Annotated in this window: 25 protein-coding genes; 16 read left to right on the top strand and 9 right to left on the bottom strand. The window is 67.2% G+C overall.

The genetic code is table 11. The features are described 5' to 3' along the window. Positions 1-113: 113 nt before the first annotated feature. Entirely contained in the window at positions 114-509 is a 396-nt protein-coding gene (locus KF941_RS17065; RefSeq protein ID WP_214274001.1) for a hypothetical protein, read from the top strand. On the opposite strand, the gene KF941_RS17060 is transcribed toward KF941_RS17065, so the two are convergent. The 3 genes from KF941_RS17060 to KF941_RS17050 form a co-directional block, all read right to left on the bottom strand. Then, entirely contained in the window at positions 506-1597 is a 1092-nt protein-coding gene (locus KF941_RS17060) for an alpha-hydroxy acid oxidase (RefSeq protein WP_214274000.1), read from the bottom strand. The two genes, KF941_RS17065 and KF941_RS17060, sit on opposite strands and share 4 nt — an antisense overlap. Positions 1598-1600: 3 nt before the next feature. After that, positions 1601-2284: a Fe2+-dependent dioxygenase gene (locus KF941_RS17055; RefSeq protein ID WP_072460856.1), complete on the bottom strand. Its 684-nt coding sequence runs from the start codon at positions 2282-2284 to the stop codon at positions 1601-1603. A 146-nt stretch (positions 2285-2430) separates the two neighbouring features. Further along, a complete protein-coding gene (locus KF941_RS17050; RefSeq protein WP_214273999.1) occupies positions 2431-4644 on the bottom strand; it encodes a TonB-dependent siderophore receptor in 2214 nt (737 codons plus the stop codon). A gap of 767 nt (positions 4645-5411) precedes the next feature. Here KF941_RS17050 and KF941_RS17045 point away from each other — a divergent pair. The 4 genes from KF941_RS17045 to KF941_RS17025 all read left to right on the top strand — a co-directional run bounded on the left by KF941_RS17045 (position 5412) and on the right by KF941_RS17025 (position 9933). Continuing rightward, positions 5412-5753: a hypothetical protein gene (locus KF941_RS17045; protein ID WP_214274641.1), complete on the top strand. Its 342-nt coding sequence runs from the start codon at positions 5412-5414 to the stop codon at positions 5751-5753. After that, a complete protein-coding gene (locus KF941_RS17040) occupies positions 5750-6697 on the top strand; it encodes a hypothetical protein (protein WP_214274640.1) in 948 nt (315 codons plus the stop codon). Before KF941_RS17045 ends, KF941_RS17040 begins: the two co-directional genes overlap by 4 nt. A gap of 236 nt (positions 6698-6933) precedes the next feature. Further along, positions 6934-7236, top strand: a complete 303-nt coding sequence (locus tag KF941_RS17030; protein WP_214273998.1) for a hypothetical protein — start codon at positions 6934-6936, stop codon at positions 7234-7236. 738 nt (positions 7237-7974) lie between these two features. Further along, positions 7975-9933 (top strand): protein meaA, encoded by a 1959-nt coding sequence (locus tag KF941_RS17025; protein WP_214273997.1) that lies wholly within the window; start codon positions 7975-7977, stop codon positions 9931-9933. 99 nt (positions 9934-10032) lie between these two features. On the opposite strand, the gene KF941_RS17020 is transcribed toward KF941_RS17025, so the two are convergent. Together KF941_RS17020 and KF941_RS17015 are read right to left on the bottom strand one after the other, a co-directional pair. Beyond that, a complete protein-coding gene (locus tag KF941_RS17020) occupies positions 10033-10938 on the bottom strand; it encodes a DMT family transporter (RefSeq protein ID WP_214273996.1) in 906 nt (301 codons plus the stop codon). Continuing rightward, on the bottom strand, positions 10938-11507 hold the full coding sequence (locus KF941_RS17015) for a peroxidase-related enzyme (RefSeq protein WP_214273995.1): 570 nt from the start codon (positions 11505-11507) through the stop codon (positions 10938-10940). The genes KF941_RS17020 and KF941_RS17015 overlap by 1 nt, the downstream gene beginning before the upstream one ends. Positions 11508-11744: 237 nt before the next feature. On the opposite strand from KF941_RS17015, the gene ffh reads away from it, so the two are divergent. Genes ffh through rpmE form a run of 8 tightly spaced genes read left to right on the top strand, consistent with a single transcriptional unit; the run spans position 11745 to position 16544 of the window. After that, on the top strand, positions 11745-13241 hold the full coding sequence (gene ffh, locus KF941_RS17010) for a signal recognition particle protein (RefSeq protein ID WP_036755754.1): 1497 nt from the start codon (positions 11745-11747) through the stop codon (positions 13239-13241). Positions 13242-13245: 4 nt separating this feature from the next. Next, positions 13246-13788 carry a GNAT family N-acetyltransferase gene (locus KF941_RS17005; protein WP_214273994.1) on the top strand — a complete coding sequence of 181 codons (543 nt, stop codon included), beginning with the start codon at positions 13246-13248 and terminating at the stop codon, positions 13786-13788. A 54-nt stretch (positions 13789-13842) separates the two neighbouring features. Further along, a complete protein-coding gene (locus KF941_RS17000) occupies positions 13843-14139 on the top strand; it encodes a chorismate mutase (RefSeq protein ID WP_036755750.1) in 297 nt (98 codons plus the stop codon). A 48-nt stretch (positions 14140-14187) separates the two neighbouring features. Continuing rightward, positions 14188-14562 (top strand): 30S ribosomal protein S16, encoded by a 375-nt coding sequence (gene rpsP / locus KF941_RS16995; protein ID WP_036755747.1) that lies wholly within the window; start codon positions 14188-14190, stop codon positions 14560-14562. After that, positions 14562-15065 (top strand): ribosome maturation factor RimM, encoded by a 504-nt coding sequence (gene rimM, locus KF941_RS16990; protein ID WP_214273993.1) that lies wholly within the window; start codon positions 14562-14564, stop codon positions 15063-15065. Before rpsP ends, rimM begins: the two co-directional genes overlap by 1 nt. Then, positions 15062-15934 carry a tRNA (guanosine(37)-N1)-methyltransferase TrmD gene (gene trmD, locus KF941_RS16985; protein WP_036755741.1) on the top strand — a complete coding sequence of 291 codons (873 nt, stop codon included), beginning with the start codon at positions 15062-15064 and terminating at the stop codon, positions 15932-15934. Before rimM ends, trmD begins: the two co-directional genes overlap by 4 nt. Next, the gene (gene rplS / locus KF941_RS16980; protein ID WP_024844932.1) at positions 15931-16311 is read left to right on the top strand and encodes a 50S ribosomal protein L19; all 381 of its coding nucleotides are present in this window, start codon (positions 15931-15933) and stop codon (positions 16309-16311) included. The genes trmD and rplS overlap by 4 nt, the downstream gene beginning before the upstream one ends. An 11-nt stretch (positions 16312-16322) precedes the next feature. Further along, positions 16323-16544, top strand: a complete 222-nt coding sequence (gene rpmE, locus KF941_RS16975) for a 50S ribosomal protein L31 (RefSeq protein ID WP_011750118.1) — start codon at positions 16323-16325, stop codon at positions 16542-16544. Between the two features lie 123 nt (positions 16545-16667). On the opposite strand, the gene KF941_RS16970 is transcribed toward rpmE, so the two are convergent. Both KF941_RS16970 and KF941_RS16965 read right to left on the bottom strand, forming a co-directional pair. Beyond that, on the bottom strand, positions 16668-16874 hold the full coding sequence (locus tag KF941_RS16970) for a hypothetical protein (protein ID WP_036755739.1): 207 nt from the start codon (positions 16872-16874) through the stop codon (positions 16668-16670). Then, complete coding sequence (locus KF941_RS16965) at positions 16871-17119, bottom strand: hypothetical protein (RefSeq protein ID WP_036755737.1); 249 nt, start codon at positions 17117-17119, stop codon at positions 16871-16873. The genes KF941_RS16970 and KF941_RS16965 overlap by 4 nt, the downstream gene beginning before the upstream one ends. A 271-nt stretch (positions 17120-17390) precedes the next feature. Between KF941_RS16965 and KF941_RS16960 the strand changes: the two genes are divergently transcribed. From KF941_RS16960 to KF941_RS16950, 3 genes are all read left to right on the top strand, one after another. Further along, positions 17391-18173 (top strand): division plane positioning ATPase MipZ, encoded by a 783-nt coding sequence (locus KF941_RS16960; protein ID WP_036755844.1) that lies wholly within the window; start codon positions 17391-17393, stop codon positions 18171-18173. Between the two features lie 69 nt (positions 18174-18242). After that, positions 18243-19409, top strand: a complete 1167-nt coding sequence (locus tag KF941_RS16955) for an efflux RND transporter periplasmic adaptor subunit (protein WP_036755733.1) — start codon at positions 18243-18245, stop codon at positions 19407-19409. Continuing rightward, positions 19406-22474 carry an efflux RND transporter permease subunit gene (locus KF941_RS16950; RefSeq protein WP_114537230.1) on the top strand — a complete coding sequence of 1023 codons (3069 nt, stop codon included), beginning with the start codon at positions 19406-19408 and terminating at the stop codon, positions 22472-22474. The genes KF941_RS16955 and KF941_RS16950 overlap by 4 nt, the downstream gene beginning before the upstream one ends. Positions 22475-22581: 107 nt before the next feature. Here KF941_RS16950 and KF941_RS16945 read toward each other — a convergent pair whose 3' ends face one another. Continuing rightward, complete coding sequence (locus KF941_RS16945) at positions 22582-23886, bottom strand: pyruvate dehydrogenase complex dihydrolipoamide acetyltransferase (RefSeq protein WP_214273992.1); 1305 nt, start codon at positions 23884-23886, stop codon at positions 22582-22584. Between the two features lie 14 nt (positions 23887-23900). Further along, positions 23901-25271, bottom strand: a complete 1371-nt coding sequence (locus tag KF941_RS16940; RefSeq protein ID WP_214273991.1) for a pyruvate dehydrogenase complex E1 component subunit beta — start codon at positions 25269-25271, stop codon at positions 23901-23903. Positions 25272-25281 lie beyond the last annotated feature (10 nt).

The following is a 25281-nucleotide window of genomic DNA, read 5'->3' as shown; positions in this document are numbered from 1 at the left end:
GAACATGCGGCGGGTATGACCGGGCAGTTCCTCACGGATTTGGTCCAAATTCGAAGCCCCAACTGGATCACGCCGACCATGCTCATCATCAAGTGCGGTGGACAGGAATCGACATGGAGACCTTCCTCGGCCAGTGTCACGGTATAGGCCTCATCCAACTTGCATGCCAGAAACTTGGTGCCCTCGGGCTGGATCGGATCCTTGATCCAATGATCGGAATTGGTGGGCAGGAAAGTGACGATATCGCCCGGCTCGACCATGAGGAACCCCGGCTCGATGACCATGCTGCCTTCCTCGCCAAACTTCGGCATCCGGGCATCGTTGTCGGCGCCATGATCCGAGGCGACAGTCAGCGCCAGAGCGTTGGACAGCGGCGGCTTTTACATGAGTTCACGGTCCAGCTGGTCGGAATGATTGGCGCGCCGCCGGGCGTAAATGAGGGCGGGCCATGGAAAATTGAAGAGATGATCATCGGTGGGGTTCATTTCATCTGTGACGGATATTTTTAGCTTCCCCAAAGCACGGTTTCGTCGATCCCGGCCAGGTCGCGACGTCCGGTCAGGGCCATGGCGACCTCCAGCTCGGCGCGCAGGATGGTCAGCATATGCGCGACCCCCGCCGCGCCGCCCACCGCCAGGGCGTGGATCTGCGGCCGCCCGACCAGCACCGCCGATGCCCCCAGCGCCAGGGCCTTCAGCGCATCGGTGCCGCGGCGGATGCCGCCGTCGCACAGCACCGGGATGCGCCCGGCGACCTGGCGGGCGACGACCGGCAGCGCCTCGGCCGTCGCCGGCAGCGTGTCGAGCGCCCGGCCGCCGTGGTTCGAGACGATCACCCCGTCCACCCCCACCGCCACGGCGCGCTCGGCATCATGCGCCGACATGATGCCCTTCAGGATCACCGGCAGCCGGGTCTGCGACTTCAGCCAGGCGATGTCCTCCCAGCGCGGGGCGGCATCCATCAGGCCCAGGAAGGTCGCCGCCCGCCCCGGTTCGCTGCGGATCTGCGGCGGGCGCATGCCGTCCAGGTTGACGGCGCGGATGCCCTCGGGCAGGCGGAAGCCGGCGCGCTGCTCCATGTTGCGCAATCCGTTCACCGGCGCATCCACCGTGACGACCAGCGCGCGACAGCCCGTCGCCTCGGCCCGGCGGACCAGCGACAGCGTATCGCCACGCTCGGGCTGCATGTAGAGCTGGAACCACAAGGGCCCCTGCGCGCGGGCCGCGATCTCTTCCAGCGGCAGGCCGGACTGGGTCGAGACCACCATCAGGCTGCCGGTCGCCGCCGCGCCAAGGGCGGTCGCGTGTTCGGCCTCGGCATGGGTGAGGCCGTGAAAGGCCACCGGCGCAAGGATCAGCGGATGCGGCAGGTCCAGCCCCAGCAGGCGCAGGCCGGTATCGGCGCCGCGCAGGTCCGCCAGCACCCGGCCCTGCAGCCGGATCGCCTGCCATGCGGCCAGATTGGCCTGCGCCGTCAGCCCGTCCGCACCGGCGCCGTCGACATAGGCCCGCAGGGGCGCGGGCATCCGCTTGGCCGCGTGCCGCTCGTAGTCGCACAGGGCCACGACATCGGCGGGGATCTCAGCCTGGCCAGCCACCCGTCAGGTCTCGGCCCAGTGGCGGATCATGTTGTGGTAATGCGCGGTGATCCCCGTCACCGCCGGATCGTCGTCGGGCAGCATCGCGCGGATGCGCATGATCGACATGTCCAGGTCATAGAGCATGTGCCGCCGCCAGTCGTCGCGCACCATCGACTGCGCCCAGAAGAACGAGGCCCAGCGCGAGCCGCGCGTCACCGGCGTCACCGAGTGCAGCGAGGTCGCGGGATAGACCACGGCATGGCCCGCCGGCAGCTTGACGCTGTGCTGGCCATAGGTGTCGTGCACGACCAGTTCGCCGCCCTCGTAATCCTCGGGTGGGGTCAGGAAGACGGTGGTCGAGACATCGGTGCGGATGCGCTGGCCGGTGCCAGGTATGACGCGGATCGAGCCGTCGACATGGGCGCCGAAGGTCATGCCCTCGTCATAGCGGTTGAACATCGGCGGCAGGATATGCGCGGGCAGCGCGGCCGAGGAATAGACCGGGCTGCGGCCCAAGGCCCGCAACACGATATTGCCCAGCTCGCGCGCCTCGGGGCTGTCCACCGGCACCTGGAGGTTATGCTTGACCTTGGCCGCCTGGTCGCCGGCGGTGCTGCGGCCGTCGACCCAGTCGGTGCCTTCGAGGATCTGCCGCATATAGGCGACCTCCTCGGGCGTCAGCAGGTCCGGGATGGTGATCAGCATGGCGGTCCTCCAGCGGTGGCATGCGGGCGCAGGATAGGACCGGCGCCAAGGAAGGTTAAGGGTTTTTGTCGGACATTCGGGACGCCCGCACTGCAAGAAAGGGGGGCGGGCGATTGGACCCGCCCCCGATGCTTCCGATCCGGGGATCAGAAGCGATAGTTCAGCTTTGCGGTCACGCTGCGACCGGGCGCGCGGTTGGCAAAGATGCCGACATGCGAGGCGTCGTAAAGCCGCTCGTCAAAGGCGTTATTGACGTTGACCTGCAACTCGGCCGTCTCATTGATCTTGTAGGCGGCCATCAGGTCCACCCGCCATTGCGAGGGCAGGGCGGCCGTATTCTCGCCGTTCAGGTAACGCTTGCCGGTATAGGTCGCACCGCCGCCGACGGTCCACCTGTCGGAGACCTCATAGGTCGTCCACAGGCTGAACGAGTGCCGGGCAACGAATTGCAGGTAGTTGCCGTTATCCGCACTGGGTTCGCCGTCGTCGAAGCCGCCGTCTATCGTCTTGGCGTCGACAAAGGCATAGCCCGCCGACAAGCCCCAGCGTTCGTTGATCTGGCCGGCTGCGCCAAGCTCGAAGCCGCGGGCGCGGTTGTGACCCAGAAGTGCGACATTGCCCAGATCGTCCTCGACCCGGGCGTTCTTCTTCTCGGTCTGGAAGATGGCGGCGGTCAGCAGGAGTTGGTCGTTCAACACCTCCCACTTGGTGCCCAGCTCGATGCTCTTGCTTTCTTCGGGCTCCAGGTTGACGCTGTTGCTGGTCAGCGTGCAGGCCCCCGCGCCATCGGCGCCGCCGGCCATGCCCGCGCATTCGCCCGACGGGTTCGAGGAGGTGCCGAAGGCCAGATAGACCGACCCGTTCGGCGCCGGCTTGTAGACCACGCCGGCCGAGTAGTTCAGCAGGTTGTCCTTGCGCGAGATGGTCCCGTCGCTGACCTCGTATTTGTCATAGCGCAGGCCCAGGGTCAGCGACCACTGTTCGTTGAAGGTCAGCGTGTCGAAGATGTAAAGCGCCTTGGACGTGGTCTCGATCGGCGTGCCCCAGTCGCCCCAGACCAGCGAGCCGGTGACCGGATCCCACGGGTTGGGGTTGGCCAGGTCGGTGACCGGCACCGACGGGCTGCCCTCGGCCGAAGCCGAGCGAACCTTCTCGCGCGACATTTCCAGGCCGACTGCCAAGTCATGCTTGACGGTCCCGGTGTGGAAACCGCCGGTCAGCGCAGTGTGGAAGGCCACTGCCGAGTTGTCCTTCTTGCCCGAGCGCAGGTCGCGGTTGGCGAGGTTGCGGGTGGGGTCCCAGTTCGGGTTGGGGCTGACGCTGCCGTCGCGGCCGGTGATGAACTGCGACACCACGCTTGGCCGGGACATGACGTATTCCTGTTCGGAGCCGATCCAGGCCAGCGTCGAGTGCAGCTTGAAACTGTTGCTGAATTCATGCTCGAAGCGCAGCATCGCGCTCTGGTTCTCGACCTCGCGATAGTCGCGCAGCGCCGAACCGTAGAAGGCGTCCTTGTCGGCCAGTTCGATCGGCAGCCAGGGATCGGACTTGGTGCCGCTGCCGAAACGCCGCCCGCCGCTGAGGTCCGGACGATAGTCGCCGTTGCTCATCGGCACGCCCAGGTCCGGCGTCGCATCGGTCTTGCTGTGATAGAGGTTCAGCGACAGCTTGGACGCGCCGAAGCTTTTCGACAAAGCCGCGGCGATGCCCTTGCGGTCGTCCTGAAGCACGTCGCGGCCCGGAACGTCGGAATCCTGCCACATCAGGTTCAGTCGCGCAGCCAGCCCGTCGCCAAGGTCGACATTGCCGTCATAGGTCAGCCGCTTCTGGCTGGCATTGCCGACAAGGCCGGAAAATTCGTGGAAGGTCTCGCCTTCGCGGGCCTGTTTCGACACCAGGTTGATGGAACCACCCGTTGCACCGCGGCCGGAATAGGCGCCGCCCGGTCCCTTGGCGATCTCGACCGATTCGGTGGCGAAGGCTTCCTGCGTGGTGCGGCCCAGGTTGCGGATGCCGTCGACCATGATGTCGGTTGCCGCCTGATAGCCGCGCACGAAGGGCCGGTCGCCCATCGGCGTGCCGCCTTCGCCCGAACCCAAGGTGATGCCGGGCGTGGTGCGCAGCACCTCCAGGACCGAGGTCGCGTTCCGCTCTTCCATCTGGCGCTGGGTGACGACCGAGATGGTCTTGGGCGTATCGACCAGCGGTGCGGTCAGCTTGGGGGACGAGCCCTCGGTGACGCGATAATCGGTGGATGCCTGGGCGCCGGTCTGACGCTCGATCACGATGGTGTCCAGAACAACCGTGCCTTCCGCATCCTGCGCCACCGCAGGAGCGCCCACTGCGGCCGCGATGATCACGGCTGGCAGCAGGCCAAGGCTAGGCAACAGTGAGCCGGTCGTTTCCTGTGCTGCAAGGGATAAATTAGGTGGCGTCATAGGCTTTCGTTTCCTTCGCTGGAACAGATGTAAAATACCCCCGATACGGGGATCGGAGGATGAAGGGCACCTGGCTGGCGAGTTGCTGGCGAATGGTGGTGTCGCATATTCCGTTCCGTCGCCGGCGGCTTAATCGGACAACAGGATCGATGCGACCGCTGACCAACACCATCATCAAATGTAGCAGTAAAGGGGCGGAAAGCGACAATTCGCGAGCGATGCAGAAAAACCGCCTGGACTGTGAATCAAACCATCCGGCTTGCCTTGAGAACCATTAATAAATTGATTTCAAATCATTTTACGAAAGATCGGGGTCGGGCTTCCCCGTGCTTCAAGTTGGCCGAGGTAGGATGCGGGCAATGAATGAGCGCTACACAAGGCTACATTGGCTCCGTGGGTGATGCTCAAGATTCGAAACGGCTCAGTTCGAGTGATGTCTACGGCTAGGCTGAATGGCCCGTGCATCACTGCTGCCGCTAACGATGCGTGGAACTCTTTACCTCCCACTGAGCCTTCTTCCAGCCGCGACCGAATAATTGATGGCGGTCCATATAAGGTGACGGAGCTTGGGGCGCGGCGCGGCTTCAGGCATTTGATACGCCAAAACCAAGATACCGGCACACGAAAGCCGTGTCGGATTTGCGCTGGCATGGGGACGAAAACCATCTCGACAAGGAGAGAGGCCCGGCATGGCGACTCCGATCACTGGCGTTCGGATTCGTCTGGCAATATCGGCCACGCTGGCGATCATAGGGGCTGCGGCAGGGCTCGGCCCCTTTCTTGCGATCTGGTGGCTCGCGGGCAAGGCGCTGGCGGGGCCGGTGACTGCGGCGCAGGTCTTGCAGGCTACGCTGGCGGCGATCACGGCGCTGGCTGCGAAGTCGCTGCTTCTGTCGGCTTCCACCACCATTTCCCACAGCGCGGCTTTCACCTTGCTGTTCCGCCTGCGCAACGAGATGGTGGACGGGATCGCGGTCTTGCCGCGGGCGGTCGCGGACCGCCGGGGCACGCCGATCTGCGCCGTCTCGTGATCGAGGATATCGACCAGATCGAGGATTCGATCGCCCCTGCCATTCCCGATCCGGCTCAGGGCATTGCGCTGCCCTGTCTGACCTTCGCAGCCCTTGCGCTGATCGATTGGCGGCTTGTGCTGGCGGCAGTGACGCTGTTTCCGCTGTTGCTGTGGCTCTATCCACTGACGATATGCGCCCCACGAGAGGATTACGGTCGCTGGTATGCCGCCTTGGCCCGGCTGCGCGAAGCTACGCGCCATCTGGTCGGCGGAATCGCGGTAATCCGCGCCTTTGTCGGTGCCGAGCGCGGCTTTGATGCCCATGAGCAGGCGGTCGCGGCAGTGCGCGAGACGGGGTATCACGCCGGAACCGCGTCGCTCTGGCAGATGAGCCTGCCCTATACCGGGCTGCGCGGCAACGGGCAGGTGCTGATTCCGGTCGGTGCGGCGCTTTTCCTTGGCGGCGATGCCTCCGCGCAGGATCTGGTGCTGATCCTGCTGCTTGGCCTGAACGCCTCGGCCCTGCGGCTGATCTTTACCGCCGGGAACTTCACCTGGCGGATGAAGGCCGCGATGGCGCGGATGGCCAAGATCCGCGGCATTCCCCTTTTGGAGCAACTCGAGCCCGCCGGAGTCCCGCGCGGAAACGGTCTTGCCCTGGAACGGGTGGCCCTGTCGTTGGGCGAAAGGGCGATCCTGCGGGATATCAGCCTTTCGGTCCCCCGACGGGGGCACGCTCGCCATCGTCGGCCCATCGGGGGCGGGCAAGACGACGCTTTTGCGGGTGATGGACCCGGATGCAGGCCGGATCACCCTGGGCGGCGCCGATCTGCGGCGAATTCCGGCCGCCATGCTGTCTGCGCGGTTCTCGGCCGTGCTGCAACGGGCATGGCTGACCGATGCGACCATCCGCGAGAATATCCGCGCGGGCCGGCCCTCGGCCTCGGATGCCGAGGTGGATGAGGCGGCCCGGCGCGCGCAGGTCACGGGATTTGCCAGGGTGCTGCCCCAGGGCCTCGACAGCCGGTCGGCGAGGGCGGGCGCAACCTTTCGGGCGGCGAGCGCCAGCGGGTCGCCATCGCCCGTGCCATGCTGCGCGATGTGCCCGCGCTGCATCTGGACGAGGCGACCGCCGCCCTCGATCCCGAGAACGGGGCCGAGGTTTTGGCGGTGCTCGATGCGTTGAAACGGGCCGCACCGTGGTCGTGGTGGCGCATCGGCTGCACACCATCCGGCGCGCCGACCGGATCGCGGTGATCGAGGCTGGCCGCCTCATCGACAGCGGCCGCCATGAGGAGCTTATCGCTCGCTGTGCGCTCTACATGCGCCTTGGCGTCTCGGTCGCCCGTGCCATCCACGACATGTCGGCATGGATTTCGGCAGCGATCTTATCGGCACGGTGCTTGCTGGGGATCCGGATCAGCCTTTGCCCCTTCACGGAATACCTCAAGCCTCTCGCGGTCTTTCCGGGCGAGGTGCTGGAGGCCGGAGATGGCCTCTGATCGCGCTGCCAGACAGGCGGCGCGGCGCTGGAGGCGTTGCCTCGCGGACCAGGGGATATCAATGTCATCCAGACGGTCCAGCCAGCCTGTTTCATCGACCGTCCATCCGCCCTCATCGGCGGGTCGATCCCGTCGCGCCTGGCACGCAGGCGCTGGTAGTGCCGCCGCAAGCGCGACTGGATCTCGGCCTGGGACCGGCCTTCCGGAGGAAACCGCAGTTCGGCGAAGGGAATGCGGGTCATGGGCAAGGCTGTATCGACAGGCATGACGGCGCACCTTCAAAGACAAGCCGTTCCCGTTCGGGAGAGCGGCGCTTTCCCGGCGGAGAGGGGCGGAACGGGTGGGGCCCGGAGCGAGTGGCGGTCTTCTGCATCTGCATTGCCGCCAGCCCGGGCGGCATGCCGCGACCATCTTCGGCAGGGGCTGCTTCGTCAACGGGAAGAGCTGAAGGGCGGTCACCAGGCAGAGCGATGAGCGATCCGAACTGCCGGTTTCGATAAGATCAGATAACATATTGTAATAAAATAAAATAAAATAATTGATCGAGCCGATCGGATGGGCGCTAATGACCTGGGAAATGGGCGGCGAAATCCCAAAAATGGGCCTTGATCGCCTGCCGATTCAGCCCGCGCCAAGGCGGAGCGCGGCAAAAAATCCTTTCTGCGTTGCGGCGAATTGACTGGGCATGATTATTACGTTATCGCTTCACCAGTCGTAATATTGTTGCGAGGGCAGATCGTGGCCGAGAAAGACAAACCCTGGCTTTTCCGCACCTATGCGGGCCATTCGACCGCCGAGAAATCCAACGCACTCTATCGGGGCAACCTCGCCAAGGGGCAGACCGGCCTGTCGGTGGCCTTCGACCTGCCGACCCAGACCGGCTACGACAGCGACCACGTCCTGGCGCGCGGCGAGGTCGGCAAGGTCGGCGTGCCCGTCTGCCACCTGGGCGACATGCGCATGCTCTTCGACCAGATCCCGCTGGAACAGATGAACACCTCGATGACGATCAACGCGACGGCGCCCTGGCTCTTGTCGCTCTATATCGCCGTGGCCGAGGAACAGGGCGCCGACATCGCCAGGCTGCAAGGCACGGTGCAAAACGACATCATCAAGGAATACCTGTCGCGCGGCACCTATATCTGCCCGCCCAGGCCCTCGCTCAGGATGATCACCGACGTCGCGGCCTATACGGCGAAGCACCTGCCGAAATGGAACCCGATGAACGTCTGCTCGTATCACCTGCAGGAGGCGGGGGCGACGCCCGAGCAGGAGCTGGCCTATGCGCTCGCGACCGGCATCGCCGTGCTGGACGACCTGAAGACCAAGGTCGAGCCGCAGGATTTCCCCGCCATGGTCGGGCGGATCTCGTTCTTCGTGAACGCCGGCATCCGCTTCGTGACCGAGCTGTGCAAGATGCGCGCCTTCACCGAGCTCTGGGACGAGATCTGTCGCGACCGCTATGGCATCGAGGAAGAGAAATATCGCCGCTTCCGCTATGGCGTGCAGGTGAACAGCCTGGGCCTGACCGAGCAGCAGCCGGAAAACAACGTCTATCGCATCCTCCTGGAGATGCTGGCCGTCACGCTGTCGAAGAACGCCCGCGCCCGCGCCGTGCAGCTGCCGGCCTGGAACGAGGCGCTGGGCCTGCCGCGGCCCTGGGACCAGCAATGGTCGCTGCGCATGCAGCAGATCGTCGCCTACGAGACGGACCTGCTGGAATACGGCGACCTTTTCGACGGCAACCCGGTGATCGCCGCCAAGGTCGAGGAGCTGAAATCCGGCGCCCGCGCGGAACTGGCGACGCTGGACGAGATGGGAGGCGCCATTGCCGCCATCGAATACATGAAGTCGCGGTTGGTCGAATCCAATGCCGAGCGGCTGAACCGCATCGAGGCGAACGAGACGGTGGTCGTCGGCGTGAACCGCTGGCAGCAGGGCGAGTCCTCGCCGCTGACCGCGGGCGATGGCGGCATCATGGTGGTGGACCCGGCGGTCGAGCAGGACCAGATCGCCCGGCTGCGCGCCTGGCGCGAAGCGCGCGACGAGACGGCCGTCGAGGCCGCCCTCGCCGCGCTGCGCGATGCCGCGCAGAGGGGGCAGAATGTGATGCCGTTTTCCATCGCCGCCGCCAGGGCAGGCGCCACGACCGGCGAATGGGCGGCGGTGATGCGTCAGGTGCATGGCGAATATCGCGGCCCGACGGGGGTCTCGGCCAGCCCCTCGAACCGCACCGAGGGGCTGGAGCCGATTCGCGAGGCCGTGGATGCGGTCAGCCGCCGCCTTGGCCGGCGGCTGAAGTTCCTGGTCGGCAAGCCCGGCCTCGACGGCCATTCCAACGGCGCCGAGCAGATCGCCTTCCGCGCCCGCGATTGCGGCATGGACATCACCTATGAAGGCATCCGCCTGACCCCCGAGCAGATCGTGACCCGCGCCGCCGAGGACAATGCCCATGTCGTCGGCCTGTCGATCCTGTCGGGCAGCCACCTGCCGCTGATCGAGGATCTGATGGAGCGGATGCGCGCCGCCGGCCTGGCGCATGTCCCGGTCGTGGTCGGCGGCATCATTCCCGACGAGGATGCCGCCAGGCTGCTGAAGATGGGCGTGGCGCGGGTCTATACGCCCAAGGATTTCGAGCTCAACCGGATCATGATGGACATCGTGGCCCTGGTCGAGCCCGAGGAGGCCGCCGCCTGAGCCGGTGGCACGGCCGCATGGGTATTTGAGCAACGAAGAAGTCCGGCGCCGCGCCCTCGGCTTCTTCGTTGTCCAAATACCCATATTGCAACCGCGCCGTCAGTCCTTCAGCAGCAAAAGCAGCGCGGCGACAGTCGCCAGCACCCCGGGCAGCACGGCGAGCGGCGGCAGGCCGCGGGTCAATGCGGCCTCGAGCCCGATGACCCAGACCGGCGTCAGGTAGGTATAGGCCATCACCTTGGACGAGGGCAGCCGCATGGTGGCGAATTGCACCAGCGCCGTGGTCAGCGCGCTGGCGAAGATCGCGACATAGAGCAGCGTCACCCAGACGATGGCCGGCAGATGCGCCCAATCCGTGTCGAGGATCGCCCGGCCGCCCCAGACAAGCAGGATCAGTCCGCCGGCGCAGAGCGTGGCGAAGGTCGAGACGATCGGCGTCTCGCCCCGGTTCAGCCGGCGCACCATCGGGGTATAGAGCGCATGGGCCGCGCAGCCGACCAGGTAGATCGCCTCGCCGCGGCCGAACTCGAGCCGCATCAGCGCCGCCGCGTCGCCGCCGAAGATCACCCAGAGCGAGCCCGCCGCCCCCAGCGCCAGCGCCAATGCGATGCGCCCGGTCATGCGCTGCCGCATCAAAAGCCAGCCGAAGCCCGCCGACATCAGCGGCGTCAGCGTGAACACCGCCGCCGCCGAGACCGGCAACGCGGTTTTCAGCCCCTCGAACATCAGCACGAAATAGGCGGCGAAGAGCCCGCCCAGCACCAGGTAACGCCAGGGCGCGCGGAAGGTTTCCCGCGGGATGCCCGGCCCGGCCATGGCCACGCCGCCGACCACGCCCGCGGCGATGGCGAAGCGCGCGGCCGAGATCGCCGCCGGGTCGATCAGGTTCGCCGCCCGTGCGCCCAGCGAGAAGGAGCCCGCGATCGCGGCCGAGAACAGCAGCATCGCCGCATGGCCCTGCAACGCCTCGCGCCGCATCTGCGGCACCGCCGAAAGCTCGGCCATCAGCCGCGCCCGAGCATGTAGAATTCGTCGTTCGGCCGGATGTCGCCCGCGTTCACCAGCCGGTTCGACATGCCGAAGAAGGCGGCGATGGCGCCGATGTCCCAGATCTCGTCCTGGTCGAAGCCGGCCTCGCGCAGCGCGACATGATCCGCCTCGTCGATCCCTTGCGCGTTCAGCGCCACCTTTTCGGCATAGGCCAGCATGGCGCGTTCGCGTGGCGTGAGGTCGGCCTTGCGCCAGTTCACCGCCACCTGGTCGGCGATGAAGGCGTTCTTTGCCCGGATGCGCAGGATGGCGCCGTGCGCGACCACGCAATACTGGCACTGGTTCAGCCCCGAGGTCGCGACCACGATCAATTCGCGCTCGGCCTTGGTGAGGCCGCTCTCGCGTTCCATCAGCGCGTCGTGGTAGGCGAAGAAGGCGCGGAACTCGTCCGGGCGATGCGCCAGCGCCAGGAAGACGTTCGGGACGAAGCCCGATTTCTCGGCCACCTTGCGGATGCGCAGGGCGATGTCTTCGGGCATCTCGTCCAGCGAGGGCACGGGAAAGCGGCTGATGGGATGGGTCATGGCTCGGTCCTCCGGGGCGCGAGGTTTTCACCAAAGCCGGGGCAGGGTCAACCGGGGCGCGCTTGACTTTGGCGGGCATTGGCCCTATCCACGCCGGGATTCCCGGAAGGTCTGTCCTTCCGGTCCCCGCGCCTTGTCCGGGGATCGCCCCCCGTCAGCGCGTTGCGCCCACGGGGGCGCACCTGTTTATTCGCGCCCGTGTTCCTCGGGCAAACGGCAACCATTGGAGGGCCGCCGATGTTTGAAAACCTGTCCGACCGCCTTGGCGGCGTCTTTGACCGGCTGACCAAGCAGGGCGCGCTGTCCGAGGATGACGTGGCCGCCGCCATGCGCGAGGTGCGGGTCGCGCTGCTGGAGGCCGACGTTTCGCTGCCCGTGGCGCGCAGCTTCGTCAAGGCGGTGACGCAGAAGGCCACCGGCGCGGCCGTCACCAAGTCGATCACCCCCGGCCAGCAGGTCGTCAAGATCGTCCATGACGAGCTGATCAAGGTCTTGCAGGGCGAGGGCGCGCCCGATGCGCTGCGCATCGACAATCCCCCGGCGCCGATCCTGATGGTCGGCCTGCAGGGCTCGGGCAAGACCACCACCACGGCCAAGCTGGCCAAGCGCCTGAAGGACCGCGAGAAGAAGCGGGTGCTGATGGCCTCGCTGGACACCAACCGTCCGGCCGCCATGGAGCAGCTGGCGATCCTGGGCCAGCAGATCGGCGTCGATACCCTGCCCATCGTGCCGGGCGAGAATGCGGTGCAGATCGCCAGGCGCGCCAAGCAGCAGGCGACGCTGGGCGGCTATGACGTCTACATGCTCGACACCGCCGGCCGGCTGCATATCGACGAAGTGCTGATGGACGAGGTGCAGGCGGTCCGCGACGTGGCCAGCCCGCGCGAGACGCTGCTGGTCGTCGACGGGTTGACCGGCCAGGACGCGGTGAACGTCGCCAGCGAATTCGACGGCAAGGTCGGCATCTCGGGCGTCGTGCTGACCCGGATGGACGGCGACGGCCGTGGTGGCGCGGCGCTGTCGATGCGCGCCGTGACAGGCAAGCCGATCCGCTTCGTCGGCCTGGGCGAAAAGATGGATGCGCTGGAGGTCTTTGACGCGCAGCGCATCGCCGGCCGCATCCTCGGCATGGGCGACATCGTCGCCCTGGTCGAGAAGGCGCAGGAGGTGCTGGAGGTCGAGCAGGCCGAGCGCATGATGAAGCGCTTCCAGAAGGGCATGTTCAACATGAACGACCTGCGCAACCAGCTTGAGCAGATGCTCAAGATGGGCGGGATGCAGTCGATCATGGGCATGATGCCCGGCATGGGCAAGATGGCCAAGCAGGCCGAGGCGGCTGGTTTCGACGACAAGGCGATCAAGCGCCAGATCGCGCTGATCAACTCGATGACGAAAAAGGAACGCGCCAATCCCGACCTGCTGCAGGCCAGCCGCAAGAAGCGCATCGCCGCGGGCGCGGGCATGGAAGTGTCGGAACTCAACAAGCTTCTGAAGATGCAGAAGCAGATGGCCGACACGATGAAGAAGCTGGGCAAGATGGGCAAGGGCGGCATGCTCAAGCAGGCCATGCGCGCCATGACCGGCAAGGGCGGCGGACTGCCCGACATGGCCAATGTCGATCCCGAGAAGATGGCCGAGGCCACGCGGATGCTGCAAGACCCCAAGGGGCTGGGCGGCCAGCTGGGCGGCATGGGCCTGCCGGGCGGGCTTTCCGGCCTGTTCGGGAAGAAGTGAACGCATGATCCGGCTTGCCGACACGCCCGTGCTGACGACCGAGCGGCTGGTCCTGCGCGCCCCGCAGGCCGGCGACTGGCCGGCATGGCGCGACTTCTTCGAAAGCGACCGCGCCGGCTTTGTCGGCGGGCCGATGGTGCAGCCCGGCCAGTCCTGGCGCGCCTTTGGCCATTTTATCGGCCATTGGGTGCTGCGCGGCTATGGCATGTTCGTGCTGACCGAGCGTGGATCGGACCGGGCGCTGGGGGCGGTCGGGCCGTGGTTTCCCGACGGCTGGCCCGAGCATGAGATCGGCTGGACGCTGTGGTCCGCCGGGCTGGAGGGCCGGGGCTATGCGCAGGAAGCGGCCCTGGCGGCGCGCGATTTTGCCATCCGCACGCTCGGCTGGTCGCGGCCGGTCAGCTATATCGACCAGGCCAATGCGCGCTCGATCTCGCTTGCCCGGCGGCTGGGCGCCCTGCGCGATCCCAAGGCCGAGGCGCCGCATTTCGGGGATGACCGCGCCCCGCCGCATGTCTTTCGCCATCCCGCCGGAGCCGCGGCATGAATGGCGCGTCCCGTGTAGATGCGGTGCTGCGCATTTCAATCCCTGGAGACCCGAATGAGTGATCCGACCGCCCGCGCCGCGACCCTGCTCAAGGAGCATCGTGCCAGCATCGACCGGCTGGACGCGATCCTGGTCTATACGCTGGCCGAGCGGTTCAAGCACACCCAATCCGTCGGCCGCCTGAAGGCCGAACACGATCTTCCTCCGTCCGATCCCGTCCGCGAGGCGAGACAGATCGAGCGGCTGGAACGCCTCGCGCGCGAGGCCGACCTGGACCCGGAATTCGCGCGCAAATTCCTGAACTTCGTGATCGCCGAAGTGATCCGGCATCACGAGAAACTCCTCCCCTGAGGCGGGGTTTTCCCCCGCCGACCCCGCCATTCCAAAGGAGAAAACGCAATGGCAATGAAAATCCGCCTGGCCCGTGGTGGCTCGAAGAAACGCCCCCATTACGCCATCGTCGCGTCCGATTCGCGCATGCCGCGCGACGGCCGCTTCCTCGAGAAGCTGGGCACCTACAACCCGCTCTTGCCGAAGGATTCGGAAGAGCGCATCAAGATGAACCTCGAGCGCGTGCAATACTGGCTCTCGCAGGGTGCGCAGCCGACCGACCGCGTCGCCCGCTTCCTGGAAGCCGCCGGCGTCAAGGAAAAGACCGAGCGCAAGAACCTGAAGAAGGGCGAGCCCGGCAAGGCCGCCAAGGAACGCGCCGAAAAGCGCGCCGCGCGTGAAGCCGCCGCCAACGCCCCGGCCGAAGAAGCCGCTTCGGAATAATGACCGAGCGGGTCTGCGTCGGTGCGATCGCGGGCGCCTTTGGCGTCCGGGGCGAGGTGAGGCTGAAGAGCTTTACCTCGCAACCGAACGATATTGCCGCATATGCCCCGCTTTATACCGAAGACGGCAGCCGCTCGTTCACCGTCCGCCTGACGCGGCCGGTGACGGGCGGACTTGGCGCCCGGCTGTCGGGCGTCGAGACGCGCGAACAGGCCGAGGCGCTGAAGGGCGTGACGCTCTGGACCGACCGCGACAAGCTTCCGGCCCTGCCGGACGACGAATTCTATCATGCCGACCTGATCGGCCTGTCGGTCCATGACACCGGCGGGGCGCTGATCGGCAAGGTCCGCGCGATCTACGACCACGGCGCGGGCGACATCCTGGAGATCCACGGGCCCGGACGGCGGCAGGTGCTGCTTCTGCCCTTCACCCGCGCCTTCGTGCCCACGGTGGACCTGGCCGCGGGCCGCATCGTCGCCGACCCGCCGGACGAGCAGGAATGACCGGCGGGGCGATGAAATCCCACGGCCGGCTGTCGATCCGCGCCAGCCTGCAGCCGCGCGACCTGATGGCCGAGCCGCAGGTCAGGGGCGCCTGGACCGCGCAGGTCGTCACGCTTTTCCCCGAGGCTTTTCCAGGGGTTCTGGGGCTTTCCCTGACCGGCAGGGCGCTGACCGAGGGGCTGTGGAACCTGCGCAGCATCGACCTGCGCCCCTTTGGCATCGGCAAGCACCGCAACGTGGACGACACGCCCGCCGGCGGCGGCGCCGGCATGGTGATCCGCGCCGACGTGATGGATGCGGCGCTGCGCGAGGCGGGGGCCGACCTGCCGGTGATCTATCTGTCGCCGCGCGGCAGGCCCTTTACCCAGGCCCGCGCCCGCGAACTGGCGCAGGGCCCCGGCATGACCCTGATCTGCGGCCGGTTCGAGGGCGTGGACCAGCGCGTGCTGGACGCCCATGGCGTCGAAGAGATCAGCATCGGCGACTATGTCCTGACCGGCGGGGAACTGGCGGCTCAGGTCTTGATCGACGCGACGGTTCGCCTTATACCGCGCGTGCTGGGGAATCAGGACTCTCTGGCCGAGGAATCCTTTTCCCCGGACCATGGCGGCCTGCTGGAACATCCGCAGTACACGAAGCCCGCCCTTTGGGAAGGCCGCGCGATCCCGGACGTGCTTTTGTCCGGCAATCACGCGGCTATTGCCAATTGGCGTCACGACATGGCCGAAAGGCTGACCAAGGAACGCCGCCCCGACCTGTGGCGGGCATATGAGCAGGCTCATGTGGACCCGGCAAAGGACCGACAGCTCTCGGGCGCATCAGACCAATCGCGGGACTACCGCGAGCAACCGAAGGAACCAAAGCGATGAACCTGATCGCCCAACTGGAAGCCGAGCAGATCGCCGCGCTCGGCAAGGACATCCCCGATTTCAAGGCCGGCGACACCGTTCGCGTCGGCTACAAGGTGACCGAGGGCACCCGCACCCGCGTGCAGATGTACGAAGGCGTGGTCATCTCGCGCAAGGGCGGCGGCATCGGCGCCTCGTTCACCGTGCGCAAGATCTCGTTCGGCGAGGGTGTCGAGCGCGTCTTCCCGCTCTACTCGACCAACATCGACTCGATCACCGTCGTGCGCCGTGGCCGCGTCCGCCGCGCCAAGCTGTATTACCTGCGCGATCGCCGCGGCAAGTCCGCCCGCATCGCCGAGGTCAGCAACTACAAGCCCAAAGCCGAAGCCAAGGCCTGAGGAGACGCGCCATGAAAGCAGACATCCATCCCGACTACCACCTGATCGAGGTCAAGATGACCGACGGCACCACCTATCAGGTGCGCTCGACCTGGGGCAAGGAAGGCGACACCATGTCGCTGGACATCGACCCGAACTCGCACCCGGCCTGGACCGGCGGCTCGGCCAAGCTGATGGACACCGGCGGCCGCGTGTCGAAGTTCAAGAACAAATACGCCGGCCTGGGCTTCTGATCCCGCTGCCGACCGGACTTGCAAACGCCGCCCCGAAAGGGGCGGCGTTTTTCGTTCGTGGGCGGTGGGCGGCCCAGGGGAGGGGACGCGGCCGGGCCAGGCAGGCCGCGCCGGATCGGCGGCTCAATAGGCCAGGCCGAAGATCGGCATCCAGGCGGGCATGCTGGGCGTGCGGTTCAGCGCCAAGCCGGTCAATTCGCCCCGGCCGGTGTCGATCACCACGCGGCCGTCGCGATATTCGCGCAGCACCGGGCCTTGCGCGCTTTGATAGGGCGACAGCGCGATGGTGGCATAGCCGCGGTTCGGCTTGGAGAAAACGGCGTGGATCATTGGATCGCTCCTTTCCGGTCGAGGCGATGGATGGCGGTGTCCCAGCGCGCCGGATCACGGTCGCGCATCAGGTCGCGCGCGGTCTCGAAGGGGTCGCAGGTGATCAGCCGCAGCGGAATGTCGGAAATGCGATGCGGCTTGCCCGTGCGCCGGTCGATCAGGCTGACGGCATAGCGAGGCGAGACAGGCATGGCGGCCTGCAGCGCGCGATCGGCAAAAGCCGACAGATGGTTCAGCATGGTCATCTTTGGCTCCTTCCCTTGACTGACCCGGCCGGAGATCCCGGCATGGCTATATAACGACATAGCTGATCGTGTTTTGCAAGATAAATATCGACCGGCTTTGTCGTGATGAAAGAATGAAGCTGGAACAGATGGTTGAACGGCCGGTGGGGCAGGGCTGTCCCGCCGCGAAAAGCGCGCGCCGAGCCGCGATTCGGCCGGTCTCGGCGCTTTTCATCGTGCCGGGCGCGGCCTATTGTCCGGCGCGACGCGGGCCGGCATCGCAGGGGGATTCGTGGCGCATATCATCGTGGTCGGGAACGAAAAGGGCGGTTCGGGCAAGTCCACGACCTCGATGCATGTGGCGACCGCGCTGGCCCGCATGGGCCACCGGGTCGGCGCGCTGGACCTGGACGTGCGCCAGCGCAGCTTCGGCCGCTACCTGGAGAATCGCGCCGCCTTCGCCCAACGCGAGGGGCTGGACCTGCCCACCCCCCTGCTCGGGCGCCTTGAGCCCGAGACCCAGGGCGGCCCGGACCCTTTGTCGCAGGCGGTGGCCGCGCTCGAGGCGGAATGCGACTTCATCCTGCTGGACTGCCCCGGTTCGCACACGCGGCTCAGCCAGATGGCGCATACGCTGGCCGATACGCTGATCACGCCGATGAACGACAGTTTCGTCGATTTCGACCTTCTGGCGCGGATGTCGCCCGAGGGCAGGATCCTCGGCCCCTCGATCTATGCCGAGATGGTCTGGTCCGCCCGCCAGCTGCGCGGCGAGGCGGGGGCCGGGCCGATCGACTGGCTGGTGCTGCGCAACCGGCTGGGCACGCAGGCCATGCACAACAAGCGCAAGGTCGGCGGCGCGCTCGCCACCCTGTCCAGGCGCATCGGCTTTCGCGTGGCGCCGGGCTTTTCCGAGCGGGTGATCTTTCGCGAGCTGTTTCCGCGCGGATTGACGCTGCTGGATCTCAAGGACATCGGCACGGAACAGCTCAGCATGTCCAACATCGCCGCCCGGCAGGAACTGCGCGACCTGATCGGCGAGTTGAACCTACCCGGCGTCAGCGTTTCGTTCTGAAACCCGGCCGGCATTGTTGCCGATGGCCGGCGCCATTATGTTGCGCCGCAGATTGGTTTGGAGGGGACGATGACGGCAACCTGCCGGATCACCGGGATCGCGATGCTGGCGCTTGCCCTGTCCCTGGGACCGGCCGCGCCGGTCATGGCCGAGACGGCGGGCGCGGTCGAGCAGTCCGAATTGCCCGTGGTCACGCTGGCCACGGCCCAGCAGGACTGGATCGAGGCGCGGGTGCCGGTCTCGGGCTCGCTGGTCGCCCGGCAGGAGGTGCAGGTCCATGCCCTCGTCTCGGGGCACGAGATCACCAGCATCGAGGCCGAGGTCGGCGACCGCGTCGAGGCGGGGCAGGTGCTGGCGCGGCTGTCCGAGGATGTGCTGTCGGCGCAGCTGGCGCAGGCCGAGGCCGAATATCAGCGCGCCGAGGCCGGTGTCAGCCAGGCCGAAAGCCAGATCGCCAGCACCCAGGCCAGCCTGACCCAGGCGGTCTCGGCGCTGGAGCGCACCCGCAGCCTGCGGCAAAGCGGCAATGCCAGCCAGGCGGTGCTGGACCAGGCCGTCGCCACCGAGGCTTCGGCGCGCGCGGCGGCGGCCTCGGCCTCGGACGGGCTGGGCGTGGCGCGGGCGGCCGTGGCGCAGGCGGATGCGGCGCGGCGCATCGCGCGGCTGAACCTGGACCATGCCCGCATCACCGCCCCGGTCGGTGGGCTGGTGGTGGCGCGGACCGCCCGGCTGGGCGCCATTCCCGGCGGCGGCGGCGAGCCGCTGTTCACCCTGATCGCCGGCGGCGAGGTCGAGCTTGAGGCGGATGTGATCGAGACCGCGCTGAGCCAGCTCAAGCCCGGCGATGCCGCCGAGATCGAGGTCGCGGGCCTTGGCCACGTCGAGGGCAAGCTGCGGCTGGCGCCGGCGGCGGTCGATCCGGTGACGCGGCTGGGGCCGGCGCGCATCGCGCTGGACCCCGATCCGCGGCTGCGCACCGGGCTGTTCGCCAGCGGCTGGATCATCACCGACCGGCGGCAGGCGGTGACGGTGCCCGCATCGGCCGTGCTGGCCGATGCCACGGGCGAGCGGGTGCAGGTGGTCAAGGACGGCCGGATCGAGACGCGCGAGGTCCGCAGCGGGCTGATCTGGCAGGGCCGGCGCGAGATCCTGGAGGGCGTCGCATCGGGCGAGACGGTGGTGGCCCGCGCCGGCGCCTTCTTCCGCAGCGGCGACCAGGTGCGGGCGGCGCCATGAACTTCTCGGCCTGGTCCATACGCCATCCGGTGCCGCCTATCGCGATCTTCCTCGTGCTGGTGATGATGGGGTTCTACAGCTTCAGCCGGCTGGCGGTGACGGCCATGCCGAACATCGACCTGCCGCTGGTCAGCGTGGTGGTCAACCAGCCGGGCGCGGCGCCCAGCGAGTTGACCCGGCAGGTGATCCAGCCGATCGAGGATTCCATCGCCTCGATCACCGGGGTGCGGCATATCACCTCGGCCGCGACCGACAGTTCGGCGCGGATCTATGTCGAGTTCGAGCTGGAGACCGACACCGACCGCGCCGTGAACGACGTCAAGGACGCGGTGGCCAATGTCCGCGCCGACCTGCCCGAATCCATCGTCGAGCCGCTGGTCCATCGCGTCGATGTCAGCGGCATGGCGATCCTGACCTATGCCGTCAGCAATCCCGGCATGAGCATCGAGGAACTGTCGGATTTCGTCGACGACGTGGTGTCGCGCGACCTGTCCACGGTGCCGGGCGTGGCAAGCATCACCCGCATCGGCGGCGCCGACCGGCAGATCAACGTGGACCTGGACCCGGACCGCATCATGGCCTTCGGGCTGACGGCGGCCGAGATCTCGGAGCAGCTGCGCGCCAAGAACATCGACATGGGCGGCGGGCGCGGCGACCTGGCCGGCACGGAATATTCCATCCGCGCGCTGGGATCGGCGGGCGACGTGGCCCGGCTGGCGGCGACGCCGATCCTGATCGGCTCGGGCGAGGGGGGCGGGCGCACGGTGCGGCTCGACCAGCTGGGCAGCGTCACCGACGGCGCCAGCGAGGAACGCAAGTTCGCCCTGCTCGACGGCCAGCCCGTCGTGGCCTTCGGCGTCTTTCGCGCCTCGGGCGAATCCGACCTGGAGGCGGGCGACGGCACCAAGGCCCGCATCGCCGAGATCGAGGCGCGCAACCCCGGCACCCGGATCACCCTGATCGACGATGCGACCACCTATACCTCGGGCAGCTATCACTCGACCATGGAGACGCTCTACGAGGGCGCGGCGCTGGCGGTGGTGGTGGTGTTCCTGTTCCTGCGCAACTGGCGCGCGACGCTGATCGCCGCGGTGGCGCTGCCCTTGTCGATCATCCCGACCTTCTTCGTCATGCATTGGCTGGGCTTCACGCTGAACGGCATCAGCCTTTTGGCGATCACCCTGGTCACCGGCATCCTGGTCGACGACGCCATCGTCGAGATCGAGAATATCGTGCGGCACATCAACATGGGCGTTCCCGCCTATGAGGCCAGCATGGAGGCCGCGAACGAGATCGGCCTGACCGTCATCGCCATCAGCTTCTCGATCGTCGCGGTCTTTGCCCCGGTCAGCTTCATGGGCGGGATTCCGGGGCAGTATTTCAAGCAGTTCGGGCTGACCGTCGCGGTCTCGGTGCTGTTCTCGCTTCTGGTGGCGCGGCTGATCACGCCGATGCTGGCGGCCTATTTCCTGCGCGACAACACCCGCCTGGCCGAGGAACGCGACGGGCCGGTGCTGCGCGGGCTGATGGCGGTGCTGGCCTGGACGCTGCGCCATCGCGGGCTGACGCTGCTGATGGGGCTGGGGGTCTTCGCCGGCTCGATCTATTCCGCCACGCTGCTGCCGACCGAGTTCATCCCGGCCTCGGATGTCGGCCGCAGCCAGATCAGCATCGAGCTGCCGCCCGGCGCCACGGTATCGGAAACCGAAGCCGCGGCGCGGATGATCTCGCAGCGCATCGAGGCGGTGCCCGAAGTGCGCTCGGTCTTCGTCAACGGCGGCGAGGACGACGTGGCCAAGGCCAAGCTGATGGTCAATTACGGCCCCAAGGAAGAGCGCGAGCGGTCGAGCTTCGTGATCGAGGACGAATTGAAGCGCGACCTGTCGCAGATCCCCGACCTGCGGATCAATTTCCAGAACGAAGAGGGCAATGCCGACCTGTCGATCTCGGTCCTGGGCGACAGCGAGGCGGGCGCGGCCCAGGCGGCCGAGCGGCTGATGGCGGCGATGAAGACCCTGCCGGTGCTGGAGGGGGTGACATCCTCGGCCAGCCTGCAGCGGCCCGAGATCCAGGTCCATCCCCGCCCCGAGGTCGCGGCCCAGCTGGGCGTGACCGCCAGCGCGCTGGCGACGACGCTGCGGGTGGCGACGCTGGGCGACACGGAATCGAACCTTGCCAAGTTCAACACCGGCGACAAGCAGATCCCGATCATGGTGCGGCTGGACCAGGAGGCGCGGCGCGACCTGATGACGGTGCGCAACCTGCGGGTGCCCAGCTCGGCCGGGCAGGTGCCGCTGGAGGTGGTGGCGGATGTCTCGATCTCGGCCGGGGCGACCGAGATCGGCCGCTACGACCGGCGCTATCGCACCACGGTATCGGCGAACCTGGCGGGCGGCGCGCTGCTGGGGCCGGTGAACGCGCAGGTCACGGCCTTGCAGCAGCAGGTCGAGCTGCCGGCCGGGACCGAGATCCAGCCCTCGGGCGATGCCGAGATCATGGGCGAGGTGTTCCAGGCCTTCACCGTGGCGATGGTCTCGGGCGTGGTGCTGACCTATGTCGTGCTGGTGCTGCTGTTTCATAATTTCGTCACCCCGGTCTCGATCCTGATGTCGCTGCCCCTGGCCATCGGCGGCGCGATCCTGGCGCTGTTCCTGACCGGCAATTCCATCAGCATGGCGGTGGTGATCGGCTTCCTGATGCTGATGGGGATCGTGACCAAGAACGCCATCATGCTGGTGGAATTCGCGGTCAGCGCCATAGACCGCGGGGTCGAGAAGCGCGAGGCGATCCTGGACGCGGTCCACAAGCGCGCCCGGCCGATCGTGATGACCACCATCGCCATGACGGCGGGCATGGTGCCCTCGGCCATCGGCACCGGCGAGGGGGCCGAGTTCAGCGCGCCCATGGCCATCGCGGTGATCGGGGGCTTGCTGCTGTCGACGCTGCTGTCGCTGCTGTTCGTGCCCTCGCTGTTTTCCGTCGTGCATGGCGGGCAGGTGCGCATCGGCGGCTGGCTGCGGCGGCGGATTGGGCTGAACGCGGCACCCGAGGCGGCCGGGGAGTGAGGTCGCGCCGGGGGCTTCGCGCCCCCGGACCCCCGCGGGATATTTGGACACGAAAGAATAAAGGGGGCCGGCGAGGGCCCCCTTTCCTTCGTTCCTGGCAGCCGGGTTCAGGCCAGCATGCCCATCGGGTTTTCCAGGTGCCCGACGATGGCTTCCAGCAGCTGGGCGCCGAGCGCGCCGTCGATCACCCGGTGGTCGACCGAAAGCGTCATCGACATGACGTTGCGGATCACCACCTCGCCATTCTCGACCACCGGGGTCTGGATGCCGGCGCCGACGGCGAGGATCGCGCCATGCGGCGGGTTGATCACCGCGTCGAAATTCTCGATCCCGAACATGCCGAGGTTCGAGATGGCGAAGCTGCCGCCCTGGTATTCGTGGGGCGCGAGCTTCTTGGTCTTGGCGCGGTTGGCCAGGTCCTTCATCTCGGCCGAGAGCGCCGAGAGCGTCTTTTGCTGCGCGTCCTTGAGGACCGGGGTGAAGAGCCCGCCCTCGACCGCGACGGCGACGGCCACGTCGGACGGTTTCAGCTTGAGGATGCGGTCGCCGGCCCAGACGGCATTGGCATCCGGCACCTCTTGCAGCGCCAGGGCGCAGGCCTTGATGATGAAGTCGTTGACCGACAGTTTCACGCCCCGCGAGTCCAGCTGCTTGTTCAGCATGGCGCGGAACTTCATCAGCTCGTCGAGCTTGGCGGACCGGCGCAGGTAGAAATGCGGGATGGTCTGCTTGGCCTCGGAAAGCCGCGCGGCGATGGTGCGGCGCATGCCGTCGAGCGCCACTTCCTCGGTCTCGCGGTCGGCGTAGATCTTGAGGATGGTTTCGGCCGAGGGGCCGGCCGGGGCTGCGGCCGCGGCGGGTGCCGGGGCGGCTTTCGGCGCCTCGGCGGCGGCCGGCTTGGCCGCGCCGGGCTTCGCGCCCTCGACATCCGCCTTGACGATGCGGCCATGCGGACCGGAACCCGTCACGCCGGCAAGGTCGATGCCCTTTTCCGCCGCGATGCGCCGGGCGAGCGGCGAGGCGAAGATGCGCCCGCCATCGGCCGATTTCGGCGCGGCCGGGGCAGGGGCGGCGGTGGCCGTCGCTGCCGGGGCGGCTTCGGCTTTCGCCGCCTCGGGCTGGGCTTCCGCCTTGGGCGCCGGGGCGGCGGCGATGTCATCGGCGGATTCGCCCTCTTCCAGCAGCACGGCGATGGGGGTGTTTACCTTGACCCCCGCCGTGCCCTCGGCCACCAGGATCTTGCCCATCCGGCCCTCGTCGACGGCCTCGAACTCCATCGTGGCCTTGTCGGTTTCGATCTCGGCGATGATGTCGCCGGATTTGACCTCGTCGCCCTCTTTCACCAGCCATTTGGCCAGCGTGCCTTCCTCCATGGTCGGCGACAGGGCGGGCATCAGGATTTCAGTCGGCATCTTCTGCCCTCCCCTTAGCGATAGGTGACTTTTTTCACTGCCTCGACGACCTCGGCGGCGGTGATCAGCGCGTGTTTCTCAAGGTTCGCGGCATAGGGCATGGGCACGTCCTTGCCGGTGCAGTTGATCACCGGCGCGTCGAGCCAGTCGAAGGCGTTTTCCATGATATGGGCCGAGAGGTGGTTGCCGATCGAGGCGACCGGGAAGCCCTCTTCCACCGTCACGCAGCGGTTGGTGCGCTTGACCGATTCGATTACCGTGCCGTAGTCGAGCGGGCGCAGGGTGCGCAGGTCGATCACCTCGGCCTCGATGCCGTCGGCGGCCAGCTTCTCGGCCGCCTCCAGCGCATGGACCATGCCGATGCCGAAGCTGACCAGCGTCACGTCGCGGCCGGGGCGCACGATCTTGGCCTTGCCGAAGGGGATGGTGAAATCCTGCAGGTCCGGCACCTCGAAGCTGCGGCCATAGAGGATCTCGTTTTCCAGGAAGATCACCGGGTTCGGGTCGCGGATCGCGGTCTTGAGCAGGCCCTTGGCGTCGGCGGCCGAATAGGGCATCACCACTTTGAGGCCGGGGATCTGCGCATACCAGGCGGCGTAGTCCTGGCTGTGCTGGGCCGCCACGCGGGCGGCGGCGCCGTTCGGGCCGCGGAAGACGATCGGGCAGCCCATCTGGCCGCCGGACATGTAAAGCGTCTTGGCGGCCGAGTTGATGATATGGTCGATCGCCTGCATGGCGAAGTTGAAGGTCATGAACTCGACGATGGGACGCAGCCCGGCCAGCGCCGCGCCGGTGCCGATGCCGGCGAAGCCGATTTCCGAGATCGGCGTATCGACCACGCGGCGGGGCCCGAACTTGTCCAGCAGGCCCTGGCTGATCTTGTAGGCGCCCTGGTATTCGCCGACTTCCTCGCCCATCAGGAAGACGGTCTCGTCGCCGGACATTTCCTCTTCCATGGCCTCGCGCAGGGCTTCGCGCACGGTCATGGTCTTCATCGGCGTGCCTTCCGGCCAGTCGGGCGACTGGTCCGCGACCGGGGCCGGCGCGGGGGCCGCGGCCTGCGCGGGGGCGGCCGGAGCCTCGGCCCTGGCCTCGGCGGGCGCGGGCTCGGCCTTGGGCGCGGGGGCGGCATCGACGGATTCGCCTTCCTCGACCAGGACGGCGATGGGGGTGTTCACCTTGACCCCCTGGGTGCCCTCGGCGATCAGCAGCTTGCCGAGGATGCCTTCGTCGACCGCCTCGAATTCCATCGTGGCCTTGTCGGTCTCGATCTCGGCGATGATGTCGCCGGATTTCACGCTATCGCCTTCCTTGACCAGCCATTTGGCCAGCGTGCCTTCCTCCATGGTCGGCGACAGGGCGGGCATCAGGATTTCGGTTGCCATGGTTCCCTCC

This window comes from Paracoccus sp. pheM1 (assembly GCF_018499825.1).
Taxonomy (GTDB): Bacteria; Pseudomonadota; Alphaproteobacteria; order Rhodobacterales; family Rhodobacteraceae; genus Paracoccus; species Paracoccus versutus.
This window is presented reverse-complemented; position numbering and strand designations above follow the sequence as displayed.

What these genes read in the sequence shown, in the direction of transcription:
- KF941_RS17065 (WP_214274001.1), top strand. Translation starts at nt 114, where the DNA reads ATGGAGACCTTCCTCGGCCAGTGTCACGGTATAGGCCTCATCCAACTT.
- KF941_RS17055 (WP_072460856.1), bottom strand. Translation starts at nt 2,284, where the DNA reads ATGCTGATCACCATCCCGGACCTGCTGACGCCCGAGGAGGTCGCCTAT.
- KF941_RS17045 (WP_214274641.1), top strand. Translation starts at nt 5,412, where the DNA reads ATGGCGACTCCGATCACTGGCGTTCGGATTCGTCTGGCAATATCGGCC.
- KF941_RS17020 (WP_214273996.1), bottom strand. Translation starts at nt 10,938, where the DNA reads ATGGCCGAGCTTTCGGCGGTGCCGCAGATGCGGCGCGAGGCGTTGCAG.
- KF941_RS17015 (WP_214273995.1), bottom strand. Translation starts at nt 11,507, where the DNA reads ATGACCCATCCCATCAGCCGCTTTCCCGTGCCCTCGCTGGACGAGATG.
- ffh (WP_036755754.1), top strand. Translation starts at nt 11,745, where the DNA reads ATGTTTGAAAACCTGTCCGACCGCCTTGGCGGCGTCTTTGACCGGCTG.
- KF941_RS17005 (WP_214273994.1), top strand. Translation starts at nt 13,246, where the DNA reads ATGATCCGGCTTGCCGACACGCCCGTGCTGACGACCGAGCGGCTGGTC.
- KF941_RS17000 (WP_036755750.1), top strand. Translation starts at nt 13,843, where the DNA reads ATGAGTGATCCGACCGCCCGCGCCGCGACCCTGCTCAAGGAGCATCGT.
- rpsP (WP_036755747.1), top strand. Translation starts at nt 14,188, where the DNA reads ATGGCAATGAAAATCCGCCTGGCCCGTGGTGGCTCGAAGAAACGCCCC.
- rimM (WP_214273993.1), top strand. Translation starts at nt 14,562, where the DNA reads ATGACCGAGCGGGTCTGCGTCGGTGCGATCGCGGGCGCCTTTGGCGTC.
- trmD (WP_036755741.1), top strand. Translation starts at nt 15,062, where the DNA reads ATGACCGGCGGGGCGATGAAATCCCACGGCCGGCTGTCGATCCGCGCC.
- rplS (WP_024844932.1), top strand. Translation starts at nt 15,931, where the DNA reads ATGAACCTGATCGCCCAACTGGAAGCCGAGCAGATCGCCGCGCTCGGC.
- rpmE (WP_011750118.1), top strand. Translation starts at nt 16,323, where the DNA reads ATGAAAGCAGACATCCATCCCGACTACCACCTGATCGAGGTCAAGATG.
- KF941_RS16970 (WP_036755739.1), bottom strand. Translation starts at nt 16,874, where the DNA reads ATGATCCACGCCGTTTTCTCCAAGCCGAACCGCGGCTATGCCACCATC.
- KF941_RS16965 (WP_036755737.1), bottom strand. Translation starts at nt 17,119, where the DNA reads ATGACCATGCTGAACCATCTGTCGGCTTTTGCCGATCGCGCGCTGCAG.
- KF941_RS16955 (WP_036755733.1), top strand. Translation starts at nt 18,243, where the DNA reads ATGACGGCAACCTGCCGGATCACCGGGATCGCGATGCTGGCGCTTGCC.
- KF941_RS16950 (WP_114537230.1), top strand. Translation starts at nt 19,406, where the DNA reads ATGAACTTCTCGGCCTGGTCCATACGCCATCCGGTGCCGCCTATCGCG.
- KF941_RS16945 (WP_214273992.1), bottom strand. Translation starts at nt 23,886, where the DNA reads ATGCCGACTGAAATCCTGATGCCCGCCCTGTCGCCGACCATGGAGGAA.
- KF941_RS16940 (WP_214273991.1), bottom strand. Translation starts at nt 25,271, where the DNA reads ATGGCAACCGAAATCCTGATGCCCGCCCTGTCGCCGACCATGGAGGAA.